18 protein-coding genes are annotated in these 23,090 nt (G+C 71.2%); all 18 read right to left on the bottom strand.

The genetic code is table 11. From position 1 onward, the window contains the following. Window positions 1-23 precede the first annotated feature (23 nt). The 18 genes from QUG93_RS07460 to QUG93_RS07375 all read right to left on the bottom strand — a co-directional run bounded on the left by QUG93_RS07460 (window position 24) and on the right by QUG93_RS07375 (window position 23,089). Window positions 24-815 (bottom strand): hypothetical protein, encoded by a 792-nt coding sequence (locus tag QUG93_RS07460; RefSeq protein ID WP_289473296.1) that lies wholly within the window; start codon window positions 813-815, stop codon window positions 24-26. A gap of 4 nt (window positions 816-819) precedes the next feature. Next, window positions 820-4,302 (bottom strand): DNA polymerase III subunit alpha, encoded by a 3,483-nt coding sequence (gene dnaE / locus QUG93_RS07455; RefSeq protein ID WP_434533093.1) that lies wholly within the window; start codon window positions 4,300-4,302, stop codon window positions 820-822. A 537-nt stretch (window positions 4,303-4,839) separates the two neighbouring features. Next, window positions 4,840-5,769, bottom strand: a complete 930-nt coding sequence (locus tag QUG93_RS07450) for an RluA family pseudouridine synthase (RefSeq protein ID WP_289473294.1) — start codon at window positions 5,767-5,769, stop codon at window positions 4,840-4,842. Next, complete coding sequence (gene lspA / locus QUG93_RS07445; protein ID WP_289473293.1) at window positions 5,766-6,458, bottom strand: signal peptidase II; 693 nt, start codon at window positions 6,456-6,458, stop codon at window positions 5,766-5,768. The genes QUG93_RS07450 and lspA overlap by 4 nt, the downstream gene beginning before the upstream one ends. A 2-nt stretch (window positions 6,459-6,460) precedes the next feature. After that, window positions 6,461-7,156 carry a DivIVA domain-containing protein gene (locus tag QUG93_RS07440; protein WP_289473292.1) on the bottom strand — a complete coding sequence of 232 codons (696 nt, stop codon included), beginning with the start codon at window positions 7,154-7,156 and terminating at the stop codon, window positions 6,461-6,463. Window positions 7,157-7,340: 184 nt separating this feature from the next. Continuing rightward, window positions 7,341-7,637, bottom strand: a complete 297-nt coding sequence (locus QUG93_RS07435) for a YggT family protein (RefSeq protein ID WP_289473291.1) — start codon at window positions 7,635-7,637, stop codon at window positions 7,341-7,343. A gap of 73 nt (window positions 7,638-7,710) precedes the next feature. Beyond that, window positions 7,711-8,286: a cell division protein SepF gene (locus QUG93_RS07430; RefSeq protein WP_289473290.1), complete on the bottom strand. Its 576-nt coding sequence runs from the start codon at window positions 8,284-8,286 to the stop codon at window positions 7,711-7,713. Between the two features lie 43 nt (window positions 8,287-8,329). Beyond that, complete coding sequence (locus QUG93_RS07425; RefSeq protein ID WP_289473289.1) at window positions 8,330-9,052, bottom strand: YggS family pyridoxal phosphate-dependent enzyme; 723 nt, start codon at window positions 9,050-9,052, stop codon at window positions 8,330-8,332. Between the two features lie 8 nt (window positions 9,053-9,060). Continuing rightward, on the bottom strand, window positions 9,061-10,224 hold the full coding sequence (gene ftsZ, locus QUG93_RS07420; protein WP_289473288.1) for a cell division protein FtsZ: 1,164 nt from the start codon (window positions 10,222-10,224) through the stop codon (window positions 9,061-9,063). 146 nt (window positions 10,225-10,370) lie between these two features. Next, window positions 10,371-11,723 (bottom strand): cell division protein FtsQ/DivIB, encoded by a 1,353-nt coding sequence (locus QUG93_RS07415; protein WP_289473287.1) that lies wholly within the window; start codon window positions 11,721-11,723, stop codon window positions 10,371-10,373. Beyond that, window positions 11,720-13,147: a UDP-N-acetylmuramate--L-alanine ligase gene (murC, locus tag QUG93_RS07410; RefSeq protein ID WP_289473286.1), complete on the bottom strand. Its 1,428-nt coding sequence runs from the start codon at window positions 13,145-13,147 to the stop codon at window positions 11,720-11,722. The genes QUG93_RS07415 and murC overlap by 4 nt, the downstream gene beginning before the upstream one ends. Then, window positions 13,144-14,244: a UDP-N-acetylglucosamine--N-acetylmuramyl-(pentapeptide) pyrophosphoryl-undecaprenol N-acetylglucosamine transferase gene (locus QUG93_RS07405; protein ID WP_289473285.1), complete on the bottom strand. Its 1,101-nt coding sequence runs from the start codon at window positions 14,242-14,244 to the stop codon at window positions 13,144-13,146. Before QUG93_RS07405 ends, murC begins: the two co-directional genes overlap by 4 nt. Beyond that, complete coding sequence (gene ftsW / locus QUG93_RS07400; protein ID WP_289473284.1) at window positions 14,241-15,524, bottom strand: putative lipid II flippase FtsW; 1,284 nt, start codon at window positions 15,522-15,524, stop codon at window positions 14,241-14,243. The genes QUG93_RS07405 and ftsW overlap by 4 nt, the downstream gene beginning before the upstream one ends. Next, window positions 15,493-17,019 (bottom strand): UDP-N-acetylmuramoyl-L-alanine--D-glutamate ligase, encoded by a 1,527-nt coding sequence (gene murD / locus QUG93_RS07395; protein WP_289473283.1) that lies wholly within the window; start codon window positions 17,017-17,019, stop codon window positions 15,493-15,495. The genes ftsW and murD overlap by 32 nt, the downstream gene beginning before the upstream one ends. After that, window positions 17,012-18,115 (bottom strand): phospho-N-acetylmuramoyl-pentapeptide-transferase, encoded by a 1,104-nt coding sequence (mraY, locus tag QUG93_RS07390; RefSeq protein ID WP_289473282.1) that lies wholly within the window; start codon window positions 18,113-18,115, stop codon window positions 17,012-17,014. Before mraY ends, murD begins: the two co-directional genes overlap by 8 nt. Beyond that, entirely contained in the window at window positions 18,112-19,683 is a 1,572-nt protein-coding gene (locus QUG93_RS07385; RefSeq protein ID WP_289473281.1) for a UDP-N-acetylmuramoyl-tripeptide--D-alanyl-D-alanine ligase, read from the bottom strand. The genes mraY and QUG93_RS07385 overlap by 4 nt, the downstream gene beginning before the upstream one ends. Further along, entirely contained in the window at window positions 19,680-21,305 is a 1,626-nt protein-coding gene (locus QUG93_RS07380; RefSeq protein ID WP_289473280.1) for a Mur ligase family protein, read from the bottom strand. Before QUG93_RS07380 ends, QUG93_RS07385 begins: the two co-directional genes overlap by 4 nt. 14 nt (window positions 21,306-21,319) lie before the next feature. Beyond that, a complete protein-coding gene (locus tag QUG93_RS07375) occupies window positions 21,320-23,089 on the bottom strand; it encodes a peptidoglycan D,D-transpeptidase FtsI family protein (protein ID WP_289473279.1) in 1,770 nt (589 codons plus the stop codon). Window position 23,090: the final 1 nt, after the last annotated feature.

Below are 23,090 nucleotides of genomic sequence, written 5' to 3'. Positions count from 1 at the left end.
CGCACCCACGCGCCTCCCGTCCGTCAGTCGGTGCCGTCCTCCGTGACGGCGCGCACCAGCGGAGCGTGCCGCGCCGCCTGCGCCGCGTCCCACCCGCCGAGCAGGACCGCGGTGGCGATCCGGAACACCAGCGCACGCACGAGCAGCTGCCGCCACGCGACGTCGCCGGTGTCGAGGGCCAGCGCCTCCGCCACCGGCAGGTCGTGCCAACAGACCGCGTCGGCGACCGCGATCGCCGCTCCGACACCGGCAGGACGCCAGTAGGGCGGCCAGTCGATCACGGCGGGGGCCGCACCGTCGGCGAACAGCACGTTGCCGAGCAGGTCCCCGTGCACCAGTCGCGACGGTGCGTCCACCGGGCGGAACGCCGCCACCAGGCGGTCCAGTGCCGGCTCGGTCGGCGCGGCCCGCTCGCCCCACGCGATGCGGTCGGCCACGCTCCACGGGTCGTCGAGCACGTCGAGGAACGCCGGTCTCGGGACGTGCCGGACCGCGTCCTGGAACGCACGGCCCGCAGCGAGCACCTCGCCGACGCGGCGCTCGTCGACCCGTCCCGCGACCGCCTCCCAGGCCTCCCACGGGCCCGCACGCCATCCGCCGTCCAGCGTCGCCACCGGACGGGGCACCCGGTACGCGGGCGACCCCGTCAGGTCAGCGAGCACCCCCGACCGCCAGTCGGTGACCACGCCGTCGTGCGGCCGGAGGACGACGGGCCCTGCCCGCCAGGTCAGCCCACGACCCCCGGCCAGGCGCTCCGGCCGGTGCGCACCGACCCCGAACGCGCGCAGGACCGCGGCGTCGGGGCGGGTGCGCACCACGTCAGACCAGGCAGCGCGGGCCGAGCAGGCTCTTCAGCTCGCCGAACAGGTCGGGCGTCAGGTTCACCGGGAACGGCAGCTCGAACGTCCGCGCGACGTCGTCCTTCAGCAGCTTGAGGCGCACCTCGGTCTCGCCCTGGTGTCGCCCGAGCACCGCCGCCAGCTCCGTGACCGTCGAGGTCGTCGCCTGCCGCTCCGGCAGGGACAGCGTGAGCGGCCCGGACCCCATCGCGTCGCCGACGTTGGGCTGGAACATGCTCACCGCGTGCAGCGCCTTGCCGTCGTCACGGACGTTGACGCGGCCGCGGAGCACCACGATCGAGTCCGCGACGAGCGACGGCCCGAACTCCTGGTAGGTCTTGCCGAGGAACATCACGCCGATCTCGCCGCCGAAGTCCTCGATCTGCACGATGCCGTACGGGTTGCCGCTCGACTTCGCCACACGGTGCTGCACGCTCGTCAGGAGTCCGGCGACCGTGACAGTCTCGCCCTCGATGCCGTCGTCGGCGGCGATCAGGTCGGCGATGGTGATCGACTGGTGCTTCGCGAGCTCGATCTCGAGTCCGGCCAGGGGGTGGTCGGACACGTACAGCCCGAGCATGTCCCGCTCGAACGCGAGCTTGTCGCGCTTGGACCACTCCGGACGATCCGGCACCTGCGAGACCTGCGCCGCCGCGGGCGTCTCCTCGGCGACCTCGGCGAACAGCGAGTCGAAGTCGAACCCGACGTTGCCGTTCGCCTCGTCGCGCTTGACCTTGACCGCGCCCTCGACCGCGCCCTCGTGGATCTCGACGAGCGCCCGTCGGGTGTCGCCGAACTCGTCGAAGGCACCCGCCTTGATGAGCGACTCGACGGTCCGCTTGTTCGCCGACGAGATCGGGATCTTCCGCAGGAAGTCGTGGAACGACTCGAACGCGCCCTTCTCGGTCCGGGCCTTCACGATGTCGTCGACGACGTTGAAGCCGACGTTGCGGATCGCGCCCATGCCGAAGCGGATGTCGTCGCCGACGGCCGCGAAGAAGCCGATGGACTCGTTGACGTCCGGCGGCATCACCCGGATGCCCATGCGGCGGCACTCGTTGAGGTAGAGCGCGAGCTTGTCACGGGCGTCGCCGACACTGGTCAGCAGCGCCGCCATGTACTCGGCCGGGTAGTGCGCCTTGAGGTAGGCGGTCCAGAACGACACCACGCCGTAGGCAGCCGAGTGCGCCTTGTTGAAGGCGTAGTCGGAGAACGGCAGCAGGATGTCCCAGAGGGTCTTGATCGCAGCGGCCGAGTAGCCGTTGTCCTGCATGCCCTTCTCGAAGCCGGCGTACTGCTTGTCGAGCTCGGACTTCTTCTTCTTGCCCATCGCGCGGCGGAGGATGTCCGCCTGACCGAGCGAGAACCCGGCGACCTTCTGCGCGATGGCCATGACCTGCTCCTGGTAGATGATCAGGCCGTAGGTCGTGCCGATGATGTCCTGCAGGGGCTCCTCGAGCTCCGGGTGGATCGGCGTGATCGGCTGCTCGCCGTTCTTGCGGAGCGCGTAGTTCGTGTGCGAGTTCGCACCCATCGGCCCCGGTCGGTACAGGGCGATGAGCGCGGAGATGTCCTCGAAGTTGTCCGGCTTCATGAGCCGGAGCAGGCCGCGCATCGGGCCGCCGTCGAGCTGGAACACGCCGAGGGTGTCACCGCGCTGCAGCAGCTGGTACGCCGCTTCGTCCTCGAGGCCCATGGTCTCGAGGTCGAGCTCGATCCCGCGGTTCGTCTTGATGTTGTCGAGGGCGTCACTGATGATCGTCAGGTTCCGGAGGCCCAGGAAGTCCATCTTGATCAGGCCGAGCGACTCCGCTGCCGGGTAGTCGAACTGCGTGACGATCTGGCCGTCCTGCTCGCGCTTCATCACCGGGATGATGTCGATGAGCGGCTCGCTCGACATGATCACGCCGGCGGCGTGCACGCCCCACTGGCGCTTCAGGCCCTCGAGCCCGAGCGCGGTGTCGAAGACGGTCTTCGCCTCGGGGTCGGTCTCGACGACCGTGCGGACGTCGACCGCCTCCTTGTACCGGGGGTGGTCCTTGTCGAAGATCCCGGTGAGCGGGATGTCCTTGCCCATCACGGGCGGCGGCATCGCCTTCGTGAGCTTCTCGCCCATGCCGAACGGGAAGCCGAGCACACGCGAGGAGTCCTTCAGCGCCTGCTTCGCCTTGATCGTGCCGTAGGTGACGATCTGCGCGACGCGCTCCGACCCGTACTTCTCGGTGACGTACTTGATCGCCTCGCCGCGGCGCCGGTCGTCGAAGTCGACGTCGAAGTCGGGCATCGAGACGCGGTCCGGGTTGAGGAAGCGCTCGAAGATCAGGCCGTGCCGGATCGGGTCGAGGTCGGTGATGCGCATCGCGTACGCCACCATCGAGCCGGCACCGGAACCACGGCCCGGGCCGACACGGATGCCGTTGTTCTTCGACCAGTTGATGAAGTCGGCGACCACCAGGAAGTACCCCGGGAAGCCCATCTGGTTGATGATCCCGACCTCGTAGTCGGCGCGGTCCTGGACCTCCTTCGAGATGCCGTCCGGGTACCGGTACCGCAGGCCCTTCGCGACCTCCTTCTCGAACCACGAGTGCTCGGTCTCGCCCTCGGGCACGGGGAACTTCGGCATGTAGTTCGCGGCGGTGTCGAACTCGACGTTGCACCGCTCCGCGATCAGGAGCGTGTTGTCGCAGGCCTCGGGGTGGTCGCGGAAGACGTGGCGCATCTGCTGCGGGGTCTTCAGGTAGAACTCGTCGGCGTCGAACTTGAAGCGGTTCGGGTCGTTCAGCGTCGAGCCGGACTGCACGCAGAGGAGCGCCGCGTGCGACTTCGCGTCGTGCGAGTGCGTGTAGTGCAGGTCGTTGGTGCCGACCAACGGGATGCCGAGGTCCTTCGAGATGCGGACGACGTCCTCGATGACCCGGCGCTCGATCTCGAGCCCGTGGTCCATGATCTCGGCGAAGTAGTTGTCCTTGCCGAAGATGTCGCGGTAGTCCGCCGCTGCCTTGAGCGCCTCGTCGTACTGGCCGAGGCGCAGGCGCGTCTGGATCTCGCCGGAGGGGCAGCCCGTCGTCGCGATGATCCCCTCGTGGTACTGCTCGAGGAGCTCGATGTCCATGCGGGGCTTGAAGTAGTAGCCCTCGATCGACGCCCGGCTCGACAGCCGGAACAGGTTGTGCATGCCGGTCGTGTTCTCGGCGAACATCGTCATGTGCGTGTACGCACCCGAACCGGACACGTCGTCGCCGCCACCGTCGCCCCAGCGGACGCGGGTCTTGTCCGAGCGGTGGGTGCGGGGCGTGATGTACGCCTCGGTCCCGATGATGGGCTTCACGCCGCCGGCCTTGGCGGCCTTCCAGAACTCGAACGCGCCGAACATGTTGCCGTGGTCCGTGACCGCGACGGCCGGCATGCCCTGCGCGGCGGTCTCGGCGACCAGGTCGTTCAACCTGGCCGCGCCGTCGAGCATCGAGTACTCGCTGTGCACGTGCAGGTGGACGAAGGAGTCGGAATCCGACACGGGACCTCCGGTTTCGACGGGGACAGCTGCGGGGCGGGACAAGCCTAACCGCCGACACCGACGTCCTCCGCGTGTCCGGGAGGTCTCCGGTGCGGGCGCGCAGGACACGCCGTGGGCGTTCCGCGCGGCGGGCGGGGCGCGGCGGCGCAGACCGCCGCGCGTGACGGAGACGACTCGCTCGATGACCCCGGCGACGCCGTCCTTGACGGAGCTGAACCGCTCGGCGACCCCCGCCGCCAGGCCTGCCACCCGGCCGACGGGAGGCGCGATGCGGTGCCGCCACGCGCCTCCCGTCCGCCACCGCTCCCGGGACCACAGGCTGCGAGCGGGTCGGGAAGGGCACCGTCGCCCTCCAGGTTCCACGACTCGCCGCAAAGGCCTTGCCGGGGTTCCACGCGACGGCCCCGAGAGCGCCGAGAGATGACAGTTTCGGAACCTCAGCGGCGCCGCCGCGCCGCGCCCGCCCCGCGCCGGCGCCGCCCCGCGCTACGCGGACGCGGCGCGGATGCGGTCGAGCGCCAGCTGCAGGTCGTCGGGGTAGGACGCCTCGAACGTGACCCACTCCCCCGTGCGCGGGTGCTCGAACGCCAACCGGACCGCGTCGAGCCACTGCCGCGTCAGCCCGAGCTCGTTCGCGAGCACCGGGTCGGCGCCGTACATCGTGTCGCCGACGAGCGGGTGCTTGGTCGCCGCCATGTGCACGCGGATCTGGTGGGTGCGCCCGGTCTCCAGGTGCACCTCGAGCAGGGTCGCCGACCGGAAGGCCTCGAGCGTCTCGTAGTGCGTCACGCTCGGCTTGCCGTCCGCCGTGACCGCGAACTTCCAGTCACTCGACGGGTGCCGCCCGATGGGGGCGTCGATCGTCCCGGCCGTCGGGTCCGGGTGGCCCTGCGCGAGCGCGTGGTAGACCTTCTCGACCGTGCGGTCCTTGAAGGCGCGCTTGAGCTGCGTGTACGCGAGCTCGGTCTTGGCGACGACCATGAGCCCGGACGTGCCGACGTCCAGCCGGTGCACGATGCCCGCGCGCTCGGCGGCTCCGGACGTGGCGATGGTGAAGCCCGCGGCCGCGAGTCCACCGGGCACCGTCGGACCGTCCCACCCGGGAGACGGGTGCGCTGCGACACCGATCGGCTTGTCCACGACGACGATGTCCTCGTCGTCGTGCACGATGCGCATCCCGGGCACCTCGACCGGCACGATGCGCGGTGGCTCCTTCGGCGACCACTCGACCTCGAGCCACGCATCGGCGTGCAGGCGGTCGGACTTGCCGACCTCGACGCCGTCGACCCGGACGCCGCCCGCGGCGACGACCTCGGCCGCGAACGACCGCGAGAACCCCAGGAGCTTCGCGATGGCGGCGTCGACACGCTCGCCGGCGAGCCCGTCGGGGACCGGGAGGGACCGCTGCTCGCTCACGTCGCGTCGTGTCCGAGGACGTCGCGGCCGTCGCGCGGCGCACGCGGGTCGGGCTGCGCGGTGGCCGGACGGGAGGCACGACCCACGTCGTCAGCGTCGGCCTGCTCGAAGCCGGTGGTCGCTCCCCCGTCGCTGCGTGCCGCAGCGTCGGCAGCGCGCTGCTGCTTCGCCGAGAGGGCACGTGAGCCGTCGAGGTTCACCCCGATGATCACGAGCAGGACGAAGACGACCATGCTGACGCAGATGAACGCGTCCGCGATGTTGTAGATCGCCGGCATCATCCACGGCGTCGAGATGAAGTCCACCACGTGACCGCGGCCGAACCCCGGCTCACGGAACAGCCGGTCGAGCAGGTTGCCGAGCGCGCCGCCCAGCAGCATGCCGAGCACGATCGCCCACCACATCGAGCGGATGCGCCGGGCGAAGACGACGATGCCGACGACCACGGCCGTCGAGACGATCGAGAACACCCACGTCATGTTCACCGCGAACGAGAACGCTGCCCCGGGGTTCCGGACGTACAGCAGCTGCAGCGCGTCACCGAGGACCGGGACGACCTGGCCGTACGGCAGCTGGGCGACGACGAGCGCCTTGACGCCCTGGTCGAGCGCCACCACGACGACAGCGGCGAAGGCCAGTGCCGCGATCGCGCGGACACTGACCTTCGCCGGTGTTGCTGGTCGAGCCAACGTCAGTTGCCGAAGCCCTGCGCCGATGCCGGCGCCGGGGTGAGACCGGACTGCTCGGAGCCCGATCCGTCGAGCTCCGCGAGCTGACCCTGGATGTAGCTCTTGAGCTGCGCACGGTAGTCACGCTCGAAGGTGCGGAGCTCGTCGATCTTGCCCTCGAGCTGGCGCTGCTCCTGCTCGAGCACCGCGACGCGCTGGCGGTTGGTGTTCTCGGTGTCGGCGATGATCTGGCGCTGCTTCGCCTCGGCCTCGTTGACCAGGCGTGCGGCCTGCGCGGTGCCCTCGGCGATGAGTGCGTCGCGCTTCTCGATGCCCTCGCGGACGTGCTCCTCGTGCAGGCGACGGGCCAGCGTGAGGAGGTTGGTCGTGCCCTCGGTGTCCTCGTCGGCCGGCACGGTCGACGGTGCCGGAGCGGCGGCGGCGACCGGCGCGGGCTCCGGAGCGGCGGCGACGGGGGCCGGCTCGGGCTCGGGGGTCGGCGCGGGCTGCTGCTCGGCAGCCGGCTCGGCCGCGGCCGGCTTCGGCGCCGACTCGGCAGCCTGCAGGCGCTGGCGGAGCTCGTCGTTCTCGGCCGTCAGGCGGCGGAGCTCGACGACGACCTCGTCCAGGAAGTCGTCGACCTCGTCCTGGTCGTAGCCTTCGCGGAACTTCGTCGGCTGGAACCGCTTGTTGACTACGTCTTCCGGCGTCAAAGCCATTGCCGTCACCTCAATAGAACTGCTGAACGTGTGGAACCACTTGCGTCGCGACCGAATCTACCAGGCGCGTCGAGCGGTGCGGACGTCCGCCGGAGCGGACATCGATCCCGACCACCGTACACCGGGGTCGGATCGGAACCGTGACGTTGGCCGCGGCGCGGCGCGTGTCGCGGTCGGGCGGAACTCAGAACCCGCGTGCGAGACCGCCGACGATGACCCGGAGGATGATCACCACGAGCATGACGATCGTCCAGCCGAAGTCGAGGGCGACCGGGCCGAGCCGGAGTGGCGGGAGCAGCCGACGGACGAACCGGATCGGCGGGTCGGTCAGGGTGTAGACCACGTCGGCGACGACCAGCAGCGCGCCGCGGGGACGCCAACCACGGCTGTACGCCTGCACGATGTCGAACGCGAACCGGCCCCACATCACGAAGAAGTAGAGCAGGAGGGCGAAGGAGAGGATCCCGAAGACCAGTGACACGATGGGGCTCGCTCGGCTCGGGTGCGACCGCCGTCATGGCGACCGCACGGGGCGGGGTGAACCGGGGTGCGGCTCAGGACTGGGCGAAGAAGGACGCCTCGATGTCGGACTCTACCTCAGCCGGCTCACCGCTCACCGCGACGTGGGCGGGCGAGAGCAGGAAGACCTTGTTCGTGACCCGCTCGATCTTGCCGTACAGGCCGAGCGACAGGCCCGACGCGAAGTCGATCATGCGACGGGCGTCGGACTCGGTCATCTGCGAGAGGTTGATGATGACGGGGATGCCGTCGCGGAAGCTCTCGGCGATGGACTGGGCGTCCTTGTACTCGCGCGGGTGGACGGTGAGGATCTCGTTCATTTCCTGGACCGGGGTCGCCTTCTGTGCGGTCGTGTTCGAGCGGCGGAGCGGGGTGACCTGGGCGCCGCGCTGGTGGGTGTGCGTCTTCGGCTCGGCGGCTGCAGCGGCCGGGGTCGCGGCCGGCTGCGCTGCTGCGGTCGGCGCCTCGGCCGCGGGGGCGGCAGCTGGCGCGGCGGCAGCCGGAGCGGCGGCCTGGCGCGTGGGCGCAGCGGCCTGCTGCTGCTCGTCCTCGTACAGTTCCTCGTCGGCGAGGCCGAGGTAGACCATCGTCTTCTTGAGCGGGTTGGCCATGGTTCCTCCGGAGGTCGGTGCTCGTGGGTGCCCTGCAACGAGGCTAGGGCGCGTCCGGCCGGTTTCCCGTGATTGCGGTGCCGATCCGCAGGTGTGTCGCGCCCTCGGCGATGGCCTCGGCGTGGTCGCCGCTCATGCCCGCCGAGATGTCCGTGGCCCCCGGCGCGATCGACGTCACCCGCGACGAGACCGCACGGAGCCGGGCGAACGCCCGACGCGGTTCCTCGTCGAGCGGCGCGACCGCCATCACGCCACGGAGCCGGATGGTCCCGGTGCGCAGGACCCGCTCGACCATGGCCTCGACGTCGTCCGGCTGCACGCCCCCGCGACCGGGGTCGTCGGTCAGGTTCACCTGCACGAAGCCGTCGACCACGCGCGGGTCCGGCTCGGACTCCGTCGGGGCGAACGCGTCGACGACCGAGTCGCGGTCGAGCGACTGCACCACGTCGGCGTACCGGCGCACCTGCCGCGCCTTCTTCGACTGCAACTGACCGACGAAGTGCCAGGTCAGGCCGAGGTCCGCGAGTTCCGCGGCCTTGGCCTGCGCCTCCTGGTGCCGGTTCTCCCCCACGTCGGTGACGCCGAGTGCGGCCAGCTGCCGGACGAGCGACGCCGGGTGGTACTTCGTCACGACGACGAGCGTCAGCTCGTCCGCCGATCGGCCCGCTGCGCGCGCCGCGTCCGAGATGGACCCGCGGACGGACGCGAGACGCGCCTCCAGTCCGTCGCTCTGGTCGACGGACGGGAGGCGCGGATCACCTGCCACGGGGTTGGTTACTTCAGGAAGTCGGGGACGTCGAGCTCGTCGTCGTCGTCGAACGCCGGGTCGGCGGCACGACGGACGGGGGCTTCGTGCTCCTGCGACGCCCAGGACGGCGCGCTCGTCGCCGTGTCCTCGATCGCGCCGGTGCCGGCCGCGGCGGACGACGACGCGGCGCCGTTCTCCGGGTCGACCCAGCTCGAGCGGTGCTGCTTCTGCTGCGAGCTCGGCTCACCGCCGTCGAACCCGGCGGCGATGACCGTGACCCGGACCTCGTCGCCGAGGGTGTCGTCGATCACGGCACCGAAGATGATGTTCGCCTCGGGGTGGACGGCCTCCTGCACCAGGCGGGCGGCGTCGTTGATCTCGAAGATGCCGAGGTTCGACCCGCCCTGGATCGAGAGCAGCACGCCGTGCGCACCGTCGATCGAGGCCTCGAGCAGCGGCGACGCCACGGCGAGCTCGGCCGCCTTGATCGCCCGGTCCGCTCCGCGGGACGAGCCGATGCCCATGAGCGCGGACCCGGCACCCTGCATGACCGACTTGACGTCGGCGAAGTCGAGGTTGATCAGGCCGGGGGTGGTGATGAGGTCGGTGATGCCCTGGACACCGGCGAGCAGGACCTGGTCGGCGGTCGCGAAGGCCTCGACCATCGAGATACCGCGGTCGCTGATCTCGAGCAGACGGTCGTTCGGCACGACGATGAGCGTGTCGACCTCGTCCTTGAGCGACGCGACGCCGTTCTCGGCCTGCGACTGCCGACGCTTGCCCTCGAAGCTGAACGGCTTCGTGACGACACCGATGGTCAGCGCGCCGATCGACTTCGCGATGCGGGCGACCACGGGCGCACCACCCGTACCGGTGCCACCGCCCTCACCGGCGGTGACGAAGACCATGTCGGCACCCGCGAGGGCCTCCTCGATCTCCTCGGCGTGGTCCTCGGCGGCGCGACGGCCGACCTCGGGGTCCGCGCCGGCGCCGAGGCCGCGCGTGATCTCGCGGCCCACGTCGAGCTTGACGTCGGCGTCGCTGAGCAGCAGTGCCTGCGCGTCGGTGTTGATCGCGATGAACTCGACGCCGCGGAGGCCGAGTTCGATCATGCGGTTCACGGCGTTCACGCCGCCGCCGCCGACACCGACGACCTTGATGACGGCGAGGTAGTTGTGGTTCGTGGTCACGTCAGTCGGGCCTCCGGTCGAACCCTCAACCTCTACTTGAAGTTCAGGGGCAATGCTGGTAGATGTGGTGCTCCCCCGACGCTACGGGTGCGTTCCTCGGGCTGTCGCCCCGCCACGCCGCGTGTCGTCGATCGGGTGCGCGAGAATCACTGCTTCGCGCGGACGATGCCGTTGTCCGGTGCGGACACGTCGAACTCGACCTTCCGGTCGGGGTCCCGCGACGCGTGGTCCTTCACGAGCGCCGCGAGGAGTGCTGCCTTGGCCGCCGACGCGTCCGGGCTCCCCCACACCACGTTCGACCCGTCGTCCAGGGTGAGCGTGACGTCGTCCGCGGTGCTGGCCCGGACGTCGGTGACCTGCTCCCGGACCGTCGAGGGCAGCGAGAGCACGACCTCGGTCATGGTCCGGAACACCGGCGAGCCGAGCTTGGCACGGCTGACGTCGGCCACCGGCACCCCGTCCGGGCGCTTCGGCGACGACTGCACGACGATGCCCGCGGGGTCGACCAGGTCGAAGGACGAGCCCGACTGCACCGCGACGACCGGCGTCCGCTCGGTGACGGTGACGACGAGGGTGTGCGGCGGGACCTCCTCGGTGACGTAGCTCTCGATGAGCGGGAAGCCGGCGATGTCCCGCTTCACCTCGTCGAAGTCGAGCCGTGCGAGCGGGGTGCCGACCTGGTCGGAGAGGGCCTGGCGGAGTGCGGTCTCGTCGACACGGTCCGCGCCGCGGACCTCGATGGTGCGCAGGGCCATGAGCGGCGAGTACACGGCGACCAGGATCGAGGCGCCGAACACCACCACGACGGCTCCCGCGGTGATCCACGCGGCACGGCGGTGCCGGGACCGGCGGGTGAAGCGTCGGACCTCGGCGCGCTCGAGCAGCCGACGGCGGCGTCTGGCCACCCGGGCCTCGCGTGCGGTCTCGGCGGCGCGGACGCCGGCTCCGAGCGGGGTCGTGTGCTCGCCGTCGCCTCCCGGACGGGAGGCCCGGTGCGCGTCGATCACGTCCGTCACGGTCGCGCCGCCCTCGGTCGCACCCCCGTCCGGACGTGGCACCCCGTCACCCCGGGGCGTCGTGTCCGCCGTGGGGTGCGAGGCCGGGCCACCGACGCGGTCGGCACCCGCGTGGTCCTCGTCCGGGGTGTACTCGCGCAGGCGCTCGGCCACGGAGGACCAGCCGGCGCCGAGCCGCCGCCCCGCGGCGCCGGCGAGGGCGCTCGCGCGCTCGCGCTGGCTCGCCGACGGGGTCGCACCCTGCGACGGACGTCGCGCCCCGTCCCCGCGGGGTGCGCCGACCGTGCCGGGGTGTGGGGCGGCGGTGGGGGTGACCGTGTCGTCGTCGGGGGCCGACGTGTCGGGGGTGGGTCGGGCCTCCCGACCGTCCGTCGACGTGCGCCGCGGGAGCCGGGGGGCACGGCGCTGCCGGGGCGCCGGGGCGTCCTCGGAGGAGGTGTCCGGCTGTGCCGGACCCTCGTCGAACCCCTCGGGCCGCTTCACTGCGCGTGCACCTCGTCACCGTCGCGCTTCAGGGCGTCGAGGACCTGCGGGATGATCCGGTAGACGTCGCCGCAGCTGAGCGTCATGACGATGTCGCCCTCGCGCGCGACCGCCGCTGCACGTGCCGCGGCGTCGTCCCAGTCGGGCAGGAACTCGACGCGCGACTGGTCGCGGAAGCGCTCCTGCACGAGGGCGCCGGTCACGCCGGGTTCCGGGTCCTCGCGGGCGCCGTAGACGTCGAGCACGACCGTGTGGTCGGCCAGTTCCTCGTAGACCGCCGCGAAGTCGCCCGCCATCAGCCGGGTCCGCGAGTACAGGTGGGGCTGGTGGATGGCGATGATCCGGCCGTCGCCGACGACGTTGCGGGCCGCCCGGAGGGCCGCCGCGACCTCGGTCGGGTGGTGTGCGTAGTCGTCGTACACCGCGACGCCCCGCTCCACACCGTGCAGCTCGAACCGGCGCTCGGTCCCGCCGAACGCCTCGATGCCACGGATCGCGTCGGCCGGGGACACACCGAGACCGGTGAGCACCGCGAAGGCGCCGACGGCGTTGACGGCGTTGTGCCGACCGGGCACGCGCAGGGTGAGGTGGTGCGTCTCCCCGTCGGCGCGGAGGTCCACCTCGACGCTCGCCGCCTCGACGATGCGCTCGATGCGGACGTCGGCGTCCGACGCCTCGCCGAACGTGACGATCTCCGGTGCGTCCGGTCGCGTGCGGACGCCCTCGGTGACGCGCTTCGCGCCCGCGTCGTCGCTCGACACGACGATCCGCTCGCCGGCCTTGCCGGCGAACTCGACGAAGGCGTCGATGAAGGCCTGCTCGCTGCCGTAGTGGTCGAGGTGGTCGGCGTCGACGTTCGTGATGAGCGCGACGGCGACGTCGTAGAGCAGGAACGAGCCGTCGGACTCGTCGGCCTCGACCACGAACAGGTCGCTCCCACCGGGGGCCGAGCTCGTGCCGAGGGACTGGATGACCCCACCGTTGACGAAGCTCGGGTCGAGGCCGAGCTCGACCAGGGCGGTGACGATCATGCCCGTCGACGTGGTCTTGCCGTGTGCGCCGGCGACGGCGACCAGGCGGTGGTCGGCGATGAGCGCGGCGAGGGCCTGCGACCGGTGCAGGACCGGGAGACCGCGGCGCTGTGCCTCGAGGAGCTCGGGGTTGTCCGGCCAGAGCGCGCTCGTCACGACGACGGTGTCGGCGTCCGCGAGGTTCGCGGCGTCGTGCCCGATGTGCACCTCGGCGCCGAGGCCGCGCATCGTGCCCGTGGTCGCGGTCTCGCGGGAGTCGCTGCCGGTGACGCGGTGGCCGGCGGCCAGGAACATCCTGGCGATGCCGCTCATGCCGGAACCGCCGATGCCGACGAAGTGCACCGTGCCGAGGTCGTCGGGGATCGGCTGGGTCAGGTCCGGCTTGATGGTCATCGTTCCTCCGTGGTGCTGCTGCTCGTGCGCTTCGACGCCTCGCGGACGAGAGCCGTCATGCGGTCCGCTCCGTCGCGGTGCCCGACGCTCCCCGCCCGGACCGCCATGTCGGCGATCCGTGCCCGGTCACGCAGGATCCCGAGCAGCTGGAACGTCACCCAGTCCTCACGGAATTCCGCGTCGTCGACGAGCACCGCTCCCCCGGCGCCAACGACGTCCGCAGCGTTGATCCGCTGCTCGCCGTTGCCGACCGGGTACGGCACGAGCACGCTCGGCAACCCGACGGCCGTGAGCTCGCAGACCATGCCGGCCCCGGAGCGCGAGACCACGAAGTCCGACGCCGCGTACGCCAGGTCCATGCGGTCGCAGTACGGCAGCACGTGGTAGCCGTCGAGGTCGCTCGGGCCGATGTCGGACGCGCCACCGACGACGTGCAAGACCTGCCACCCGGCGTCGACGATCGCCGTCGCCGACCGGTTCACGGTCGTGTTGATGCTGCGGGCTCCTGACGAGCCCCCGGTGACGAGCAGGACCGGGCGTGCCGGGTCGAGACCGAACTCGGCGAGCCCCTCGGTGCGGGCGGCTCGGCGGTCGAGCGTCTCGATCTCCCTGCGGAGCGGCATGCCGACCACGCGACCGTGCCGGAGCTTCGTGTTCGAGAACGTGACCCCGACGTGCCGGGTGAGGAACGCGGCGAGGCGGTTCGCCAGACCGGGCTTGGCGTTCTGCTCGTGCACGACGATCGGGGTGCCGGTGCGCTTCGCGGCGATGTACGCCGGGGCTGCCGCGTAGCCGCCGACCCCGAGGACCACCTCGACGTCGTGCTCACGGATGTACTGCTCGGTCCGACGGACGGCGCGGAGGAACCCGCCGGGGAACCGGAGCGCCCGGGCGTCGAGCCGCCGCGGGAACGGCAGGCGCGGGATGGTCAGCAGCTCGTAGCCGCGCATCGGCACGAGGCGCGACTCGAGGCCCTCGGCCGTGCCGAGCACGAGCACGCGGGCGTCGGGGTCGCGCTCGGTCAGCCGGTCGGCGACCGCGAGCAGTGGGTTGACGTGGCCGGCGGTCCCGCCGCCGGCGAAGAGGTAGGTGCTCACCGGAGCACTCCGTTCTGTGGTGCGAGGTCGTCGCGCGGGCCCCGCCGCGGCAGGTCGCGGTCCTTGCCCGGCAGGTCACGGGCGAACGAGAGCACGACGCCGATCGCCACGAGGGTCATGATGAGCGCCGAGCCGCCGGCGGAGATCAGCGGCAACGGGACGCCGAGGACCGGCAGCAGCCCGAGGACGACCGCGATGTTGACGAGCGCCTGCCCGATGATCCACATCAGGATCCCACCGGTGACGGTCCGGACGAAGGGGTCGTTCGACTGCCGGATGACCTTGATCATGCTGATGGCCAGCACGACGAAGAGCGCCAGGACGACGACCGCACCGATCAGGCCGAGCTCCTCGCCGATGATCGCGAAGATGTAGTCGTTGTCCGCCTCGGGCAGCCACGACCACTTCGCCTTGGAGTTGCCGAGCCCGACGCCGAAGACCCCGCCGGACGCCAGTGCCCACATGCCGTGCACGGGCTGCCAGCAGAGGTCCTGGAACTGGTTCGAGTCCGTGCAGCCGGAGAGCCAGGCGTTGATGCGGTACGACCGCGACGCCGAGGTCATCGTGACGAACGGCAGCACGACCGCGACCACCCCGAGGATGACGAGCAGGTGCTTCGCCCGCGCGCCGCCGATGTACAGGGCGCCGAGCAGCAGGATGAGCATGATCATCGCGGTGCCCTGGTCGCCGCCGAGGAGCACCATGCCGAGCGGCAGCACCGTCGCGATGCCGACCGGCACGAACAGTTCCTTCCACTCGCGCAGTCGGTCGCGCTTGACGTAGATGATCGCGCCGATCGCCAGGACGATCCCGAGCTTCACCGCCTCGGACGGCTGCGCGGTGAACGACCCGAGCCGGATCCAGTTGCGGTTGCCCTGCACCTCGACGCCGAGCGGCGTGTACACGAGCAGCTGCAGGACGAGGGCGGCGCCGAGGATGCGCATCGCCCACTTCCGCCAGAGGCGCGCGGGGACGCGGCTGGCGACCAGCATGAGCGGCACGCCGAGCACCGCGTAGAGCCCCTGTCGTGACGCGGCGCCGAAGAAGTCGTGGGTCTTCGCGTACTGCTCGACGCTCGACGACGACAGCACCATCACGACGCCGAACACGACCAGGAAGAGCGTCACGCCGAGGATCGTGTAGAACGTGCTCGACTCCGCGACGAAGACGTTCTTGACCGCCACGACGGCCCCGTGCGTCCGACGGTTGCCGTCCGCGCGCGGAGCGCCGCCGGTCGTGCGACTCCCGCTACGCCCGTTCGGCAGGTCCGTCGTCGCCATCGGCTGTGCCTCCCAGGTGCTCGTGGACCGCCGCCGCGAATCGACGCCCCCGGTCCGCGTAGGAACCGAACTGGTCGAACGACGCAGCAGCCGGGGCGAGGAGGACCGTGTCGCCGGGTCGCGCGACCGAGGCGGCATGCCGGACCGCCTCGGGCATGACCTGATCAGTGTCCGTCGCCTCGACCTGCAGGACCGGGACCGCGGGCGCGTGTCGCGCGAATGCCTCGAGCACCGGGGTCCGGTCCGTGCCGATGACGACGACGGCGCGGGCGTCGGGGCCGAACCGCTCGACGAGTCCGTCGATGTCGACGCCCTTGAACTGCCCGCCGACGATCCAGACGACCGTGTCGAACGACGCCAGCGAGGCCGTGGCCGCGTGCGGGTTGGTGGCCTTCGAGTCGTCGACCCAGGCGATGCCGTCCGCCGTGGCGACGTGCTCGGTGCGGTGGTGGTCGGCGCGGAAGCCCTGCACGGCGGTGCGGATGTGCGCCGGCTCGACGGCCGCTGCCCGGGCGAGCGCGGCGGCCGCGAGGACGTTCATCGTCATGTGCGGGCTCGCGAGCCCGGCCTGCTCCAGGTCGGCGACCGTCGCGAGCTCGAGGGCGCTGTTGCGACGGTCCTCGGTGAAGGCGCGGTCGCAGAGCACGTCGTCGACGATCCCGACGTCGCCGGGCGCCGGGACCCCGGGGGTGAAGCCGACGGCGCGGCAGCCCTCGACCACGTCGGCCTCCTCGACCATGCGGCGGGTCGCGTCGTCGGCGGTGTTGTACACGCACGCCATCACGGAGCGCTCGTAGACCTTGGCCTTCGCGGCGCGGTACGCCTCGGCGGACCCGTGCCACTCGAGGTGGTCGTCGGCGATGTTCAGGCACGCGCTCGCGAGCGGCACGACGGCGCCGTCACCCGTGGTCGGCATGTAGTGGAGCTGGTGGCTGGACAGCTCGACGACGAGGACGTCGAAGCCCTCCGGGTCGCGCACGACGTCGAGCACCGGCACGCCGATGTTCCCGCACGCCACCGCACGGAGCCCGGCCGCCGTGAACATCGCGGTGGTCAGCTGCGTGGTGGTGGTCTTGCCGTTCGTCCCGGTGATGGTCACCCACGGAGCGGCGATCGGCCCGCGCACGACCTTGTCGCGCACACGCCACGCCAGCTCGACGTCGCCCCACACCGTGCTGTGCTCGGTCGCCCACCGCACGGAGGCGTTGTGCGGCGGGAGCCCCGGCGACACGACCACGAGGTCCGGCGTCCGGGCCTCGAGCGCCGCGGGCACGGTGTCGAGCGGGGTCCGCTCGAACCGGGCGCCGATGACGTCGAGGAGCTCCACCGTGTCCTCGGCGCCGTCGGGCGCGTAGACCGTGACGTCGCTGCCGAGCTCGACCAGCGTGTCCGCGACCGAGAACCCGGTCGCCCCGAGGCCGAGCACGGCGACCCGGAGCCCCTTCCAGCCCTCGGCGTACCAGCTGTCGAGACCTTCGAGGCGAGCGTCAACCAACTCGGGCGATCCATTCCAGGTAGAAGAGTCCGACACCGGCCGCGACGCAGAGCCCCGCGATGATCCAGAACCGGACGACGACGGTCACCTCGGCCCACCCCTTCAGCTCGAAGTGGTGGTGCAGCGGACTCATCCGGAAGATGCGCTTGCCGTGGGTGATCTTGAAGTAGGCCCGCTGCAGGATGACCGAGCCGGTGACGATGAAGAACAGGCCGCCGATCAGGATCAGCAGGAGCTCGGTGCGGCTGAGGATCGCCAGACCGGCCAGGGCGCCACCGAGCCCGAGCGACCCGGTGTCGCCGAGGAAGATCTGCGCCGGCGAGGTGTTGTACCAGAGGAAGCCGATCAGGCCACCGCACACCGCGGCCGCGACGACCGCGAGGTCGAGGGGGTCGGACGTGCTGTAGCAGGCGTGGGCCGTGCTCTCGTCGAGCCGGGCACCGCCGCAGATCTGGTTCGACTGCCAGAAGCCGATGATGACGTACGAGCCGATGGCCAGGATGCTCGAGCCGGTCGCGAGCCCGTCGAGGCCGTCCGCGACGTTGACGCCGTTCGACGTCGACACCGTCAGCAGGACGATCCACGCCAGGTACAGGACGGTCCCGATCACGGTGCCGAGCACCATGAAGTCGAGCCACGGCACGTCGCGGATCGCGGAGATCATGGTGGACGCCGGCGGCTTGCCGTTGCCCGTCGGGACGACGAGGGCGATCGTCGCGAAGACCACACCGACGATGACCTGACCGAGGACCTTCGCCCAACCGCCGAGCCCGAGGCTCCGCTGGCGCCGGACCTTGAGGAAGTCGTCGATGAAGCCGACGAACCCGAGCCCGACCATGAGGAAGAGCACGAGCAGACCGGACAGCGTCACCGAGTCACGGCCGACCAGGTGCCCGACGAAGTAGCCGAGCACCGCGCCGAGGATCAGGACGATGCCGCCCATGGTCGCGGTGCCGCGCTTGGTGTGGTGCGACTGCGGGCCGTCGTCACGGATGAACTGACCCCAGCCGAGCCGGTGGAACAGCTTGATGAACAACGGGGTGAGCAGCAGTGTGAACACCAGCGCCACGGCGCCGGCGACGAGGAGCGCGATCATTCGGTGACACCTCCGAGGCGGTCGCCGAGGAATCGCAGTTCGGCGGACTTCGAGGACTTGACGAGGACGACGTCGCCGGGGCGGACCATCTCCTGCAGGGCACGGACGGCGTCGTCGACGTCCTCGATGTACACGGACTCGCCGTCCCACGACCCCTCGAGGGTGGCGGCCTGGTGGATGGGCGCGGCGCCGCGGCCGACGACCACGAGCTGCCCGATGTTCAGACGGACGACGAGCCGACCGATGGTGTCGTGCTCCTCGGTCGAGAACTCGCCGAGCTCTGCCATCTCACCGAGCACGGCGACGGAGCGCTCCCCCGGGCGCACGATCTGCGCCAGGGTCCGGAGCGCGGCCGCCATCGAGTCCGGGGAGGCGTTGTAGGCGTCGTTGATGACGGTCACGCCCTCCGGGCCGCCCTGGAGGAGCTCCATGCGCCAGCGCTCGGCTCGCGTCATCGACGCGAGCGCCTCGGCGCCGGCGGCGAGCGGGACACCCCACAGGTGCGCCACGGTGAGCGCGGCGGACGCGTTCATCGCGTGGTGCTCGCCCAGGATGGCGAGACGGACGTCGACGGTCTCGGGGAGGCGGGGCGTGCCTCCCGGCTGGTCCGTCGCGTCGTCGAGACCGTCACCACCGGGACGGACGGGGTCCACGCCGCCGGTTCCGGACTGACGCGCCAACGGCAGGCCGGCCGTGCCGGAGGGGAGAGGAGCGGTGAGCGTGAAGCGGGTGCCGCTGCGGTCCGTCTCGATGCCGGAGATGCGGTAGTCCGCCCCGGCGGACGTGCCGAAGCCGACGACCGTCGCGTCGGTGATCGCGCGCATGGACGCCACGCGGTCGTCGTCCACGTTGAGCAGGGCCGTCGCGGTGGCGGGCAGGTCGGTGACCATCTCGGACTTCGCGCGCTGTGTCGCCTCGATCCCGCCGAACTCGCCGGCGTGCGCCAGTCCGACCTTGAGGACGACGCCGACGTCGGGCTCGGCGATCGAGACGAGCTTCGCGATGTGGCCGATGCCGCTCGCGCCCATCTCGACCACGAGGAACCGCGTGTCGTGGGTGATGCGGAGCATCGACACGGGCGCGCCGACGTGGTTGTTGAACGACCCCTGCGGTGCGACGGTGGCGCCGTGCTGCTCGAGGATCGTGCGGAGCATGTTCTTGGTGCTCGTCTTGCCGTTCGAGCCGGTGATGCCGACCACGCGCAGCGGTGCCGGGCGCCCCTGCTCGTCGACGCGGTCGGCGCTCGACGCGCGGACGCGGGCGACGACCTCGTGCGCGAGTGCCGCGAGGGCTGCGTACCCGTCGGCCACGACGACCTGTGCGGTCCCGGTGCCCTCGGGCAGCTCGACGGCCCGCTCGGTGACGACGAGGGCCGCTCCGGCCTGCGCGGCGGCGGGCACGAAGCGGTGTCCGTCGGTCTCCTCGCCGAGGAGCGCGAAGAAGACGCTGCCCGCGCCGACGAGGCGCGAGTCCGTCTCGACGCTGCCGTCGACGATCCGCTCGGGGGCACCGCTGACGAGCTCGCCGCCGATCGCGGCGGCGATCTCGGCGAGGGTCAGGGCGATCATCGGATCTCCTCCGCCGGACCGGAGTTCGGCTCCCAGCCGGCCTCGCGGAGGGCCTTGCGGGCCTCGTCGCGGGCCGAGTACGGCGTGCGGACGCCAGCGATGTCGCGGTAGTCCTGGTGTCCGGGACCGGCCCAGAGGATCGAGTCCCCCTCGCCGACCAGGCTGACCGCCTTGCGGATGGCGGCCTCGGGCGGGCTGACCTCGTAGGTCTCGTGGTCCGGGTAGGCCTCGCGTGCGGCGTCGACCAGGGTCTTCCGGATCGAGGCGGCGTCCTCGAAGCGCGGGTGGTGGTCGGTGATGACGAGGACGTCGCTCCCCGCCGCTGCCACACGGGCCATGTCGCCGCGCTTGGTCGTGTCGCGGTCGCCGTCGGCGCCGAACAGCATGAGGACCCGGCCCGGCGTGAACTGACGCACGGCGGCGAGGGTGTTCTCGAACGCGTCGGCGCTGTGGCCGAAGTCGACGTAGACGCTCGGGCCGCGGTCGCCGGAGACGCGCTCGGTGCGACCGGGCAGGTAGCACTCGACGGCGCTGACCGGGTGCTCGTCGGTCTCGTCGGCGTAGCGGCGGTGGTTCGACCCGAGCGCGTGGGCGATCGCCCCGAGCTCGAAGCCGCCCTCGACCAGCATGACGATCGCGAGCGCGGCGTTGGCCGCCATGTGCCAACCGATCAGGGGCACGCGCGTGGTGAGCTCGCGGCCCTCGGGACCGGTCAGCCGGAACTCGGTGTAGGCGGCCTCCGCAGCGACGATGTCGACGTGCCACTCGGCCTCGACCTCGGGGTGCACCGTGATGGTGGTGACCGGGATGCGGGAGTCCTGCACCACACGGTGGCCCCAGTCGGTGTCCAGCGAGACGACGCCGCGGCGGGCGTGCTCGGGCTGGAACAGCGGGAGCTTCGCCTGGTAGTACTCCTCCATGTCGGCGTAGTCGTCGAGGTGGTCGTGCGACAGGTTCGTGAAGCCGGCGACGTCGAAGACGATGCCGTCGACGCGGTGGCGGCTCAGTGCCTGCGCGCTGACCTCGACGGCGACCGCGCGGACCTCGGACTCGCGCATGCGTGCCAACAGGGCGTGCATCTCGCTCGCCTCGGGCGTGGTGAGGCGGCTCGTCACGCTGAGCGTGCCGATGTGGCGCTCCGCGGTCGAGCTGAGGCCGGTGACCAGGCCGAGCTGCTTGAGGATGCCCTCGAGGATGTAGGACGTGCTCGTCTTGCCGTTCGTGCCGGTCGTGGCGAAGAGCTGCGGCAGGTCCGTGGCCTCGTCCGGGTGGGTGCGGTAGACCCACGCGGACACGTCGCCGAGCGCAGCACGGGGGTCCTCGACCACGAGCACCGGCAGGCCGGCCGGCTCGGCGAGGGCGACGCCGTCCGCGTCGGTCAGCACCGCGACGGCGCCGCGCTCGGCGGCTTCGGTGGCGAACTGCGCGCCGTGCCGGTTCGCGCCGTGCACGCCGACGAACAGGTCACCCGGCTGCACCTCGGCGGCGCTCAGCGTGACACCCGTGGTCTCGACGGCGTCGACCGTGCCGACGACGCGCATGCCGAACGCGTTCGCGAGTTCGGCCACGCTCCTCGGGGTCGGGTGTTCGGGTCGGAGGACCGGGGGGATCCGTGCGGACAAGTGCTCCTTCTTCCTCACCACGTGGACGGGTACAGCTGCGCCTCGGCCGTGGAGGGGGCTACTCGGTACTTCTCGAGCACCTGGGACATGAGAGTGCGGAACGCCGGAGCCGCTCCGCTGGACCACTTGTTGGTCTGCGGCTTCGTGAACGTCACCGTGACAACATACTGGGGGTCCTCGGCGGGTGCCATTCCGGCCACCGACGTGATGCGCTGTCCGCCGTAGCCCTTCGAGCCCTCGGCGACCTCGGCGGTACCGGTCTTCGCGGCGATGTTGTAGCCGGAGATCGGCTTCATGCCCACCAGCGTGCCGCCCGTCACGACGCTCTGCAGCATCTTGACGGTCTGGTCGGCGGCAGCGGCCGAGACGACGCGGGAGCCCTGCACGTCGGGCGCGTCGATGGTCCTGCCGTCGGCGGTCTCGCAGCCCTTCACCATGTGCAGGGGGATGCGGACGCCCTCGTTCGCGAGGGTCTGGAACACGCTCGCGACCTGGATCGCCGTCGTCGAGATGCCCTGGCCGAACATCGAGTTGATGTTGGTCTGCTGGTCCCAGTCGGGGCTCGGGCCGTACTCCATGCCCGGCTGGCCCGGGTACTCGATCGCCGACTCCGGCTCGAAGAGCCCGAACTTCTTCATGTAGTCGTAGCGCTGCTGCTCCGTGAGCCGCTCACCGAGTTCGGTGATGCCCACGTTCGACGAGTTCTGCAGGATGCCCGTGAGCGTCAGGTTCTCGGTCTGGTGGAACTCGGAGTCCTGGATCTTGCCGCCCCAGGGGAACGACCGCGAGTACGGCACGACGGCGCGGTCGGTGGGGCTCGACTTGCCCTGGTCGATGAGCGCCGCGGCGATGGCGGCCTTGATCGTCGAACCGGGCTCGTACGTCGACGTCAGTGCGCGGGAGCCGAAGGCGCCCTTGTCCTTCGTCGCGTCGACGTCGTTCGGGTCCACGGTCGGGGTGTCGGCGACGGCGAGGAGCTCCCCCGTCTTCACGTCCACGACGGTCGCGGTGGCGGACTCGGCCTGCAGGGTCTTCGCCGCGGACGTGATGGTCTGCTGCGCCATGTACTGCAGGTCGCTGTCGATCGTGGTCTGCAGCGTCCCGCCGTCCTTGGCCTGCTCGGTCGTCCGGGTGCTGCCGGGCAGCTGCACGCCGTCCTCACCGCGCTCGTACGTCTCGGAGCCGTTCTTGCCCGCGAGGCACTGGTTGTAGGAGTACTCGAGTCCGGCCTGGGCGCCGTCGGTCCCCATGAAGCCGGTCAGGGCACCGCCGGTCGCGCCCATCGGGTAGACCCGGGCGGTCTGCTGGTCCTTGTAGACCCAGGGGATGCCGAGCGCCGCGACGGCCTCGTAGTGCTTCACGTCGAGGCCCTTGACCAGGTACGCGAACTGCGACGTCGGATCGGCCGCGATCGCCTTCTGCATCGCGGCGACGTCGCCACCGGACGCCTTCGCGAGGGCCCGGAGCGCGTCGTCGACCGACACCTTCTTCAGCCGGTCGCCGCCGAGCTTGCCGGTGAAGCCCTTCACGAGCCGTGGCGCCGTCGTGATGTTGTAGCGGTTGACGCTGTCGGCGAGCTCCACGCCGTTGCGGTCGACGATCGCTCCGCGTGCGCCGTAGATGGTGACCGGGATGCTCCGCTTCGCCTTCGACGCGTCGTTGAGGTCCGCCGCCTGCACGACCTGGATGTCGACCAGGCGGATCACGAAGACCGCCACCAGGGCGATCACGGCGATGATCACCACGCTGTAGCGCAGTCGAGGGCTGCGGATCGTCTTCGTCACG

The organism is Curtobacterium caseinilyticum, from assembly GCF_030363035.1.
GTDB lineage: Bacteria > Actinomycetota > Actinomycetes > Actinomycetales > Microbacteriaceae > Curtobacterium > Curtobacterium caseinilyticum.
This window is presented reverse-complemented; position numbering and strand designations above follow the sequence as displayed.

Excerpts from the sequence above, each read along its gene's own strand:
- QUG93_RS07440 (WP_289473292.1), bottom strand. The coding sequence starts at position 7,156 with ATGGCTTTGACGCCGGAAGACGTAGTCAACAAGCGGTTCCAGCCGACG.
- dnaE (WP_434533093.1), bottom strand. The coding sequence starts at position 4,302 with ATGCTCGACGGCGCGGCCAGGTTGAACGACCTGGTCGCCGAGACCGCC.
- mraY (WP_289473282.1), bottom strand. The coding sequence starts at position 18,115 with ATGATCGCGCTCCTCGTCGCCGGCGCCGTGGCGCTGGTGTTCACACTG.
- ftsW (WP_289473284.1), bottom strand. The coding sequence starts at position 15,524 with ATGGCGACGACGGACCTGCCGAACGGGCGTAGCGGGAGTCGCACGACC.
- QUG93_RS07430 (WP_289473290.1), bottom strand. The coding sequence starts at position 8,286 with ATGGCCAACCCGCTCAAGAAGACGATGGTCTACCTCGGCCTCGCCGAC.
- murC (WP_289473286.1), bottom strand. The coding sequence starts at position 13,147 with ATGACCATCAAGCCGGACCTGACCCAGCCGATCCCCGACGACCTCGGC.
- QUG93_RS07385 (WP_289473281.1), bottom strand. The coding sequence starts at position 19,683 with ATGATCGCCCTGACCCTCGCCGAGATCGCCGCCGCGATCGGCGGCGAG.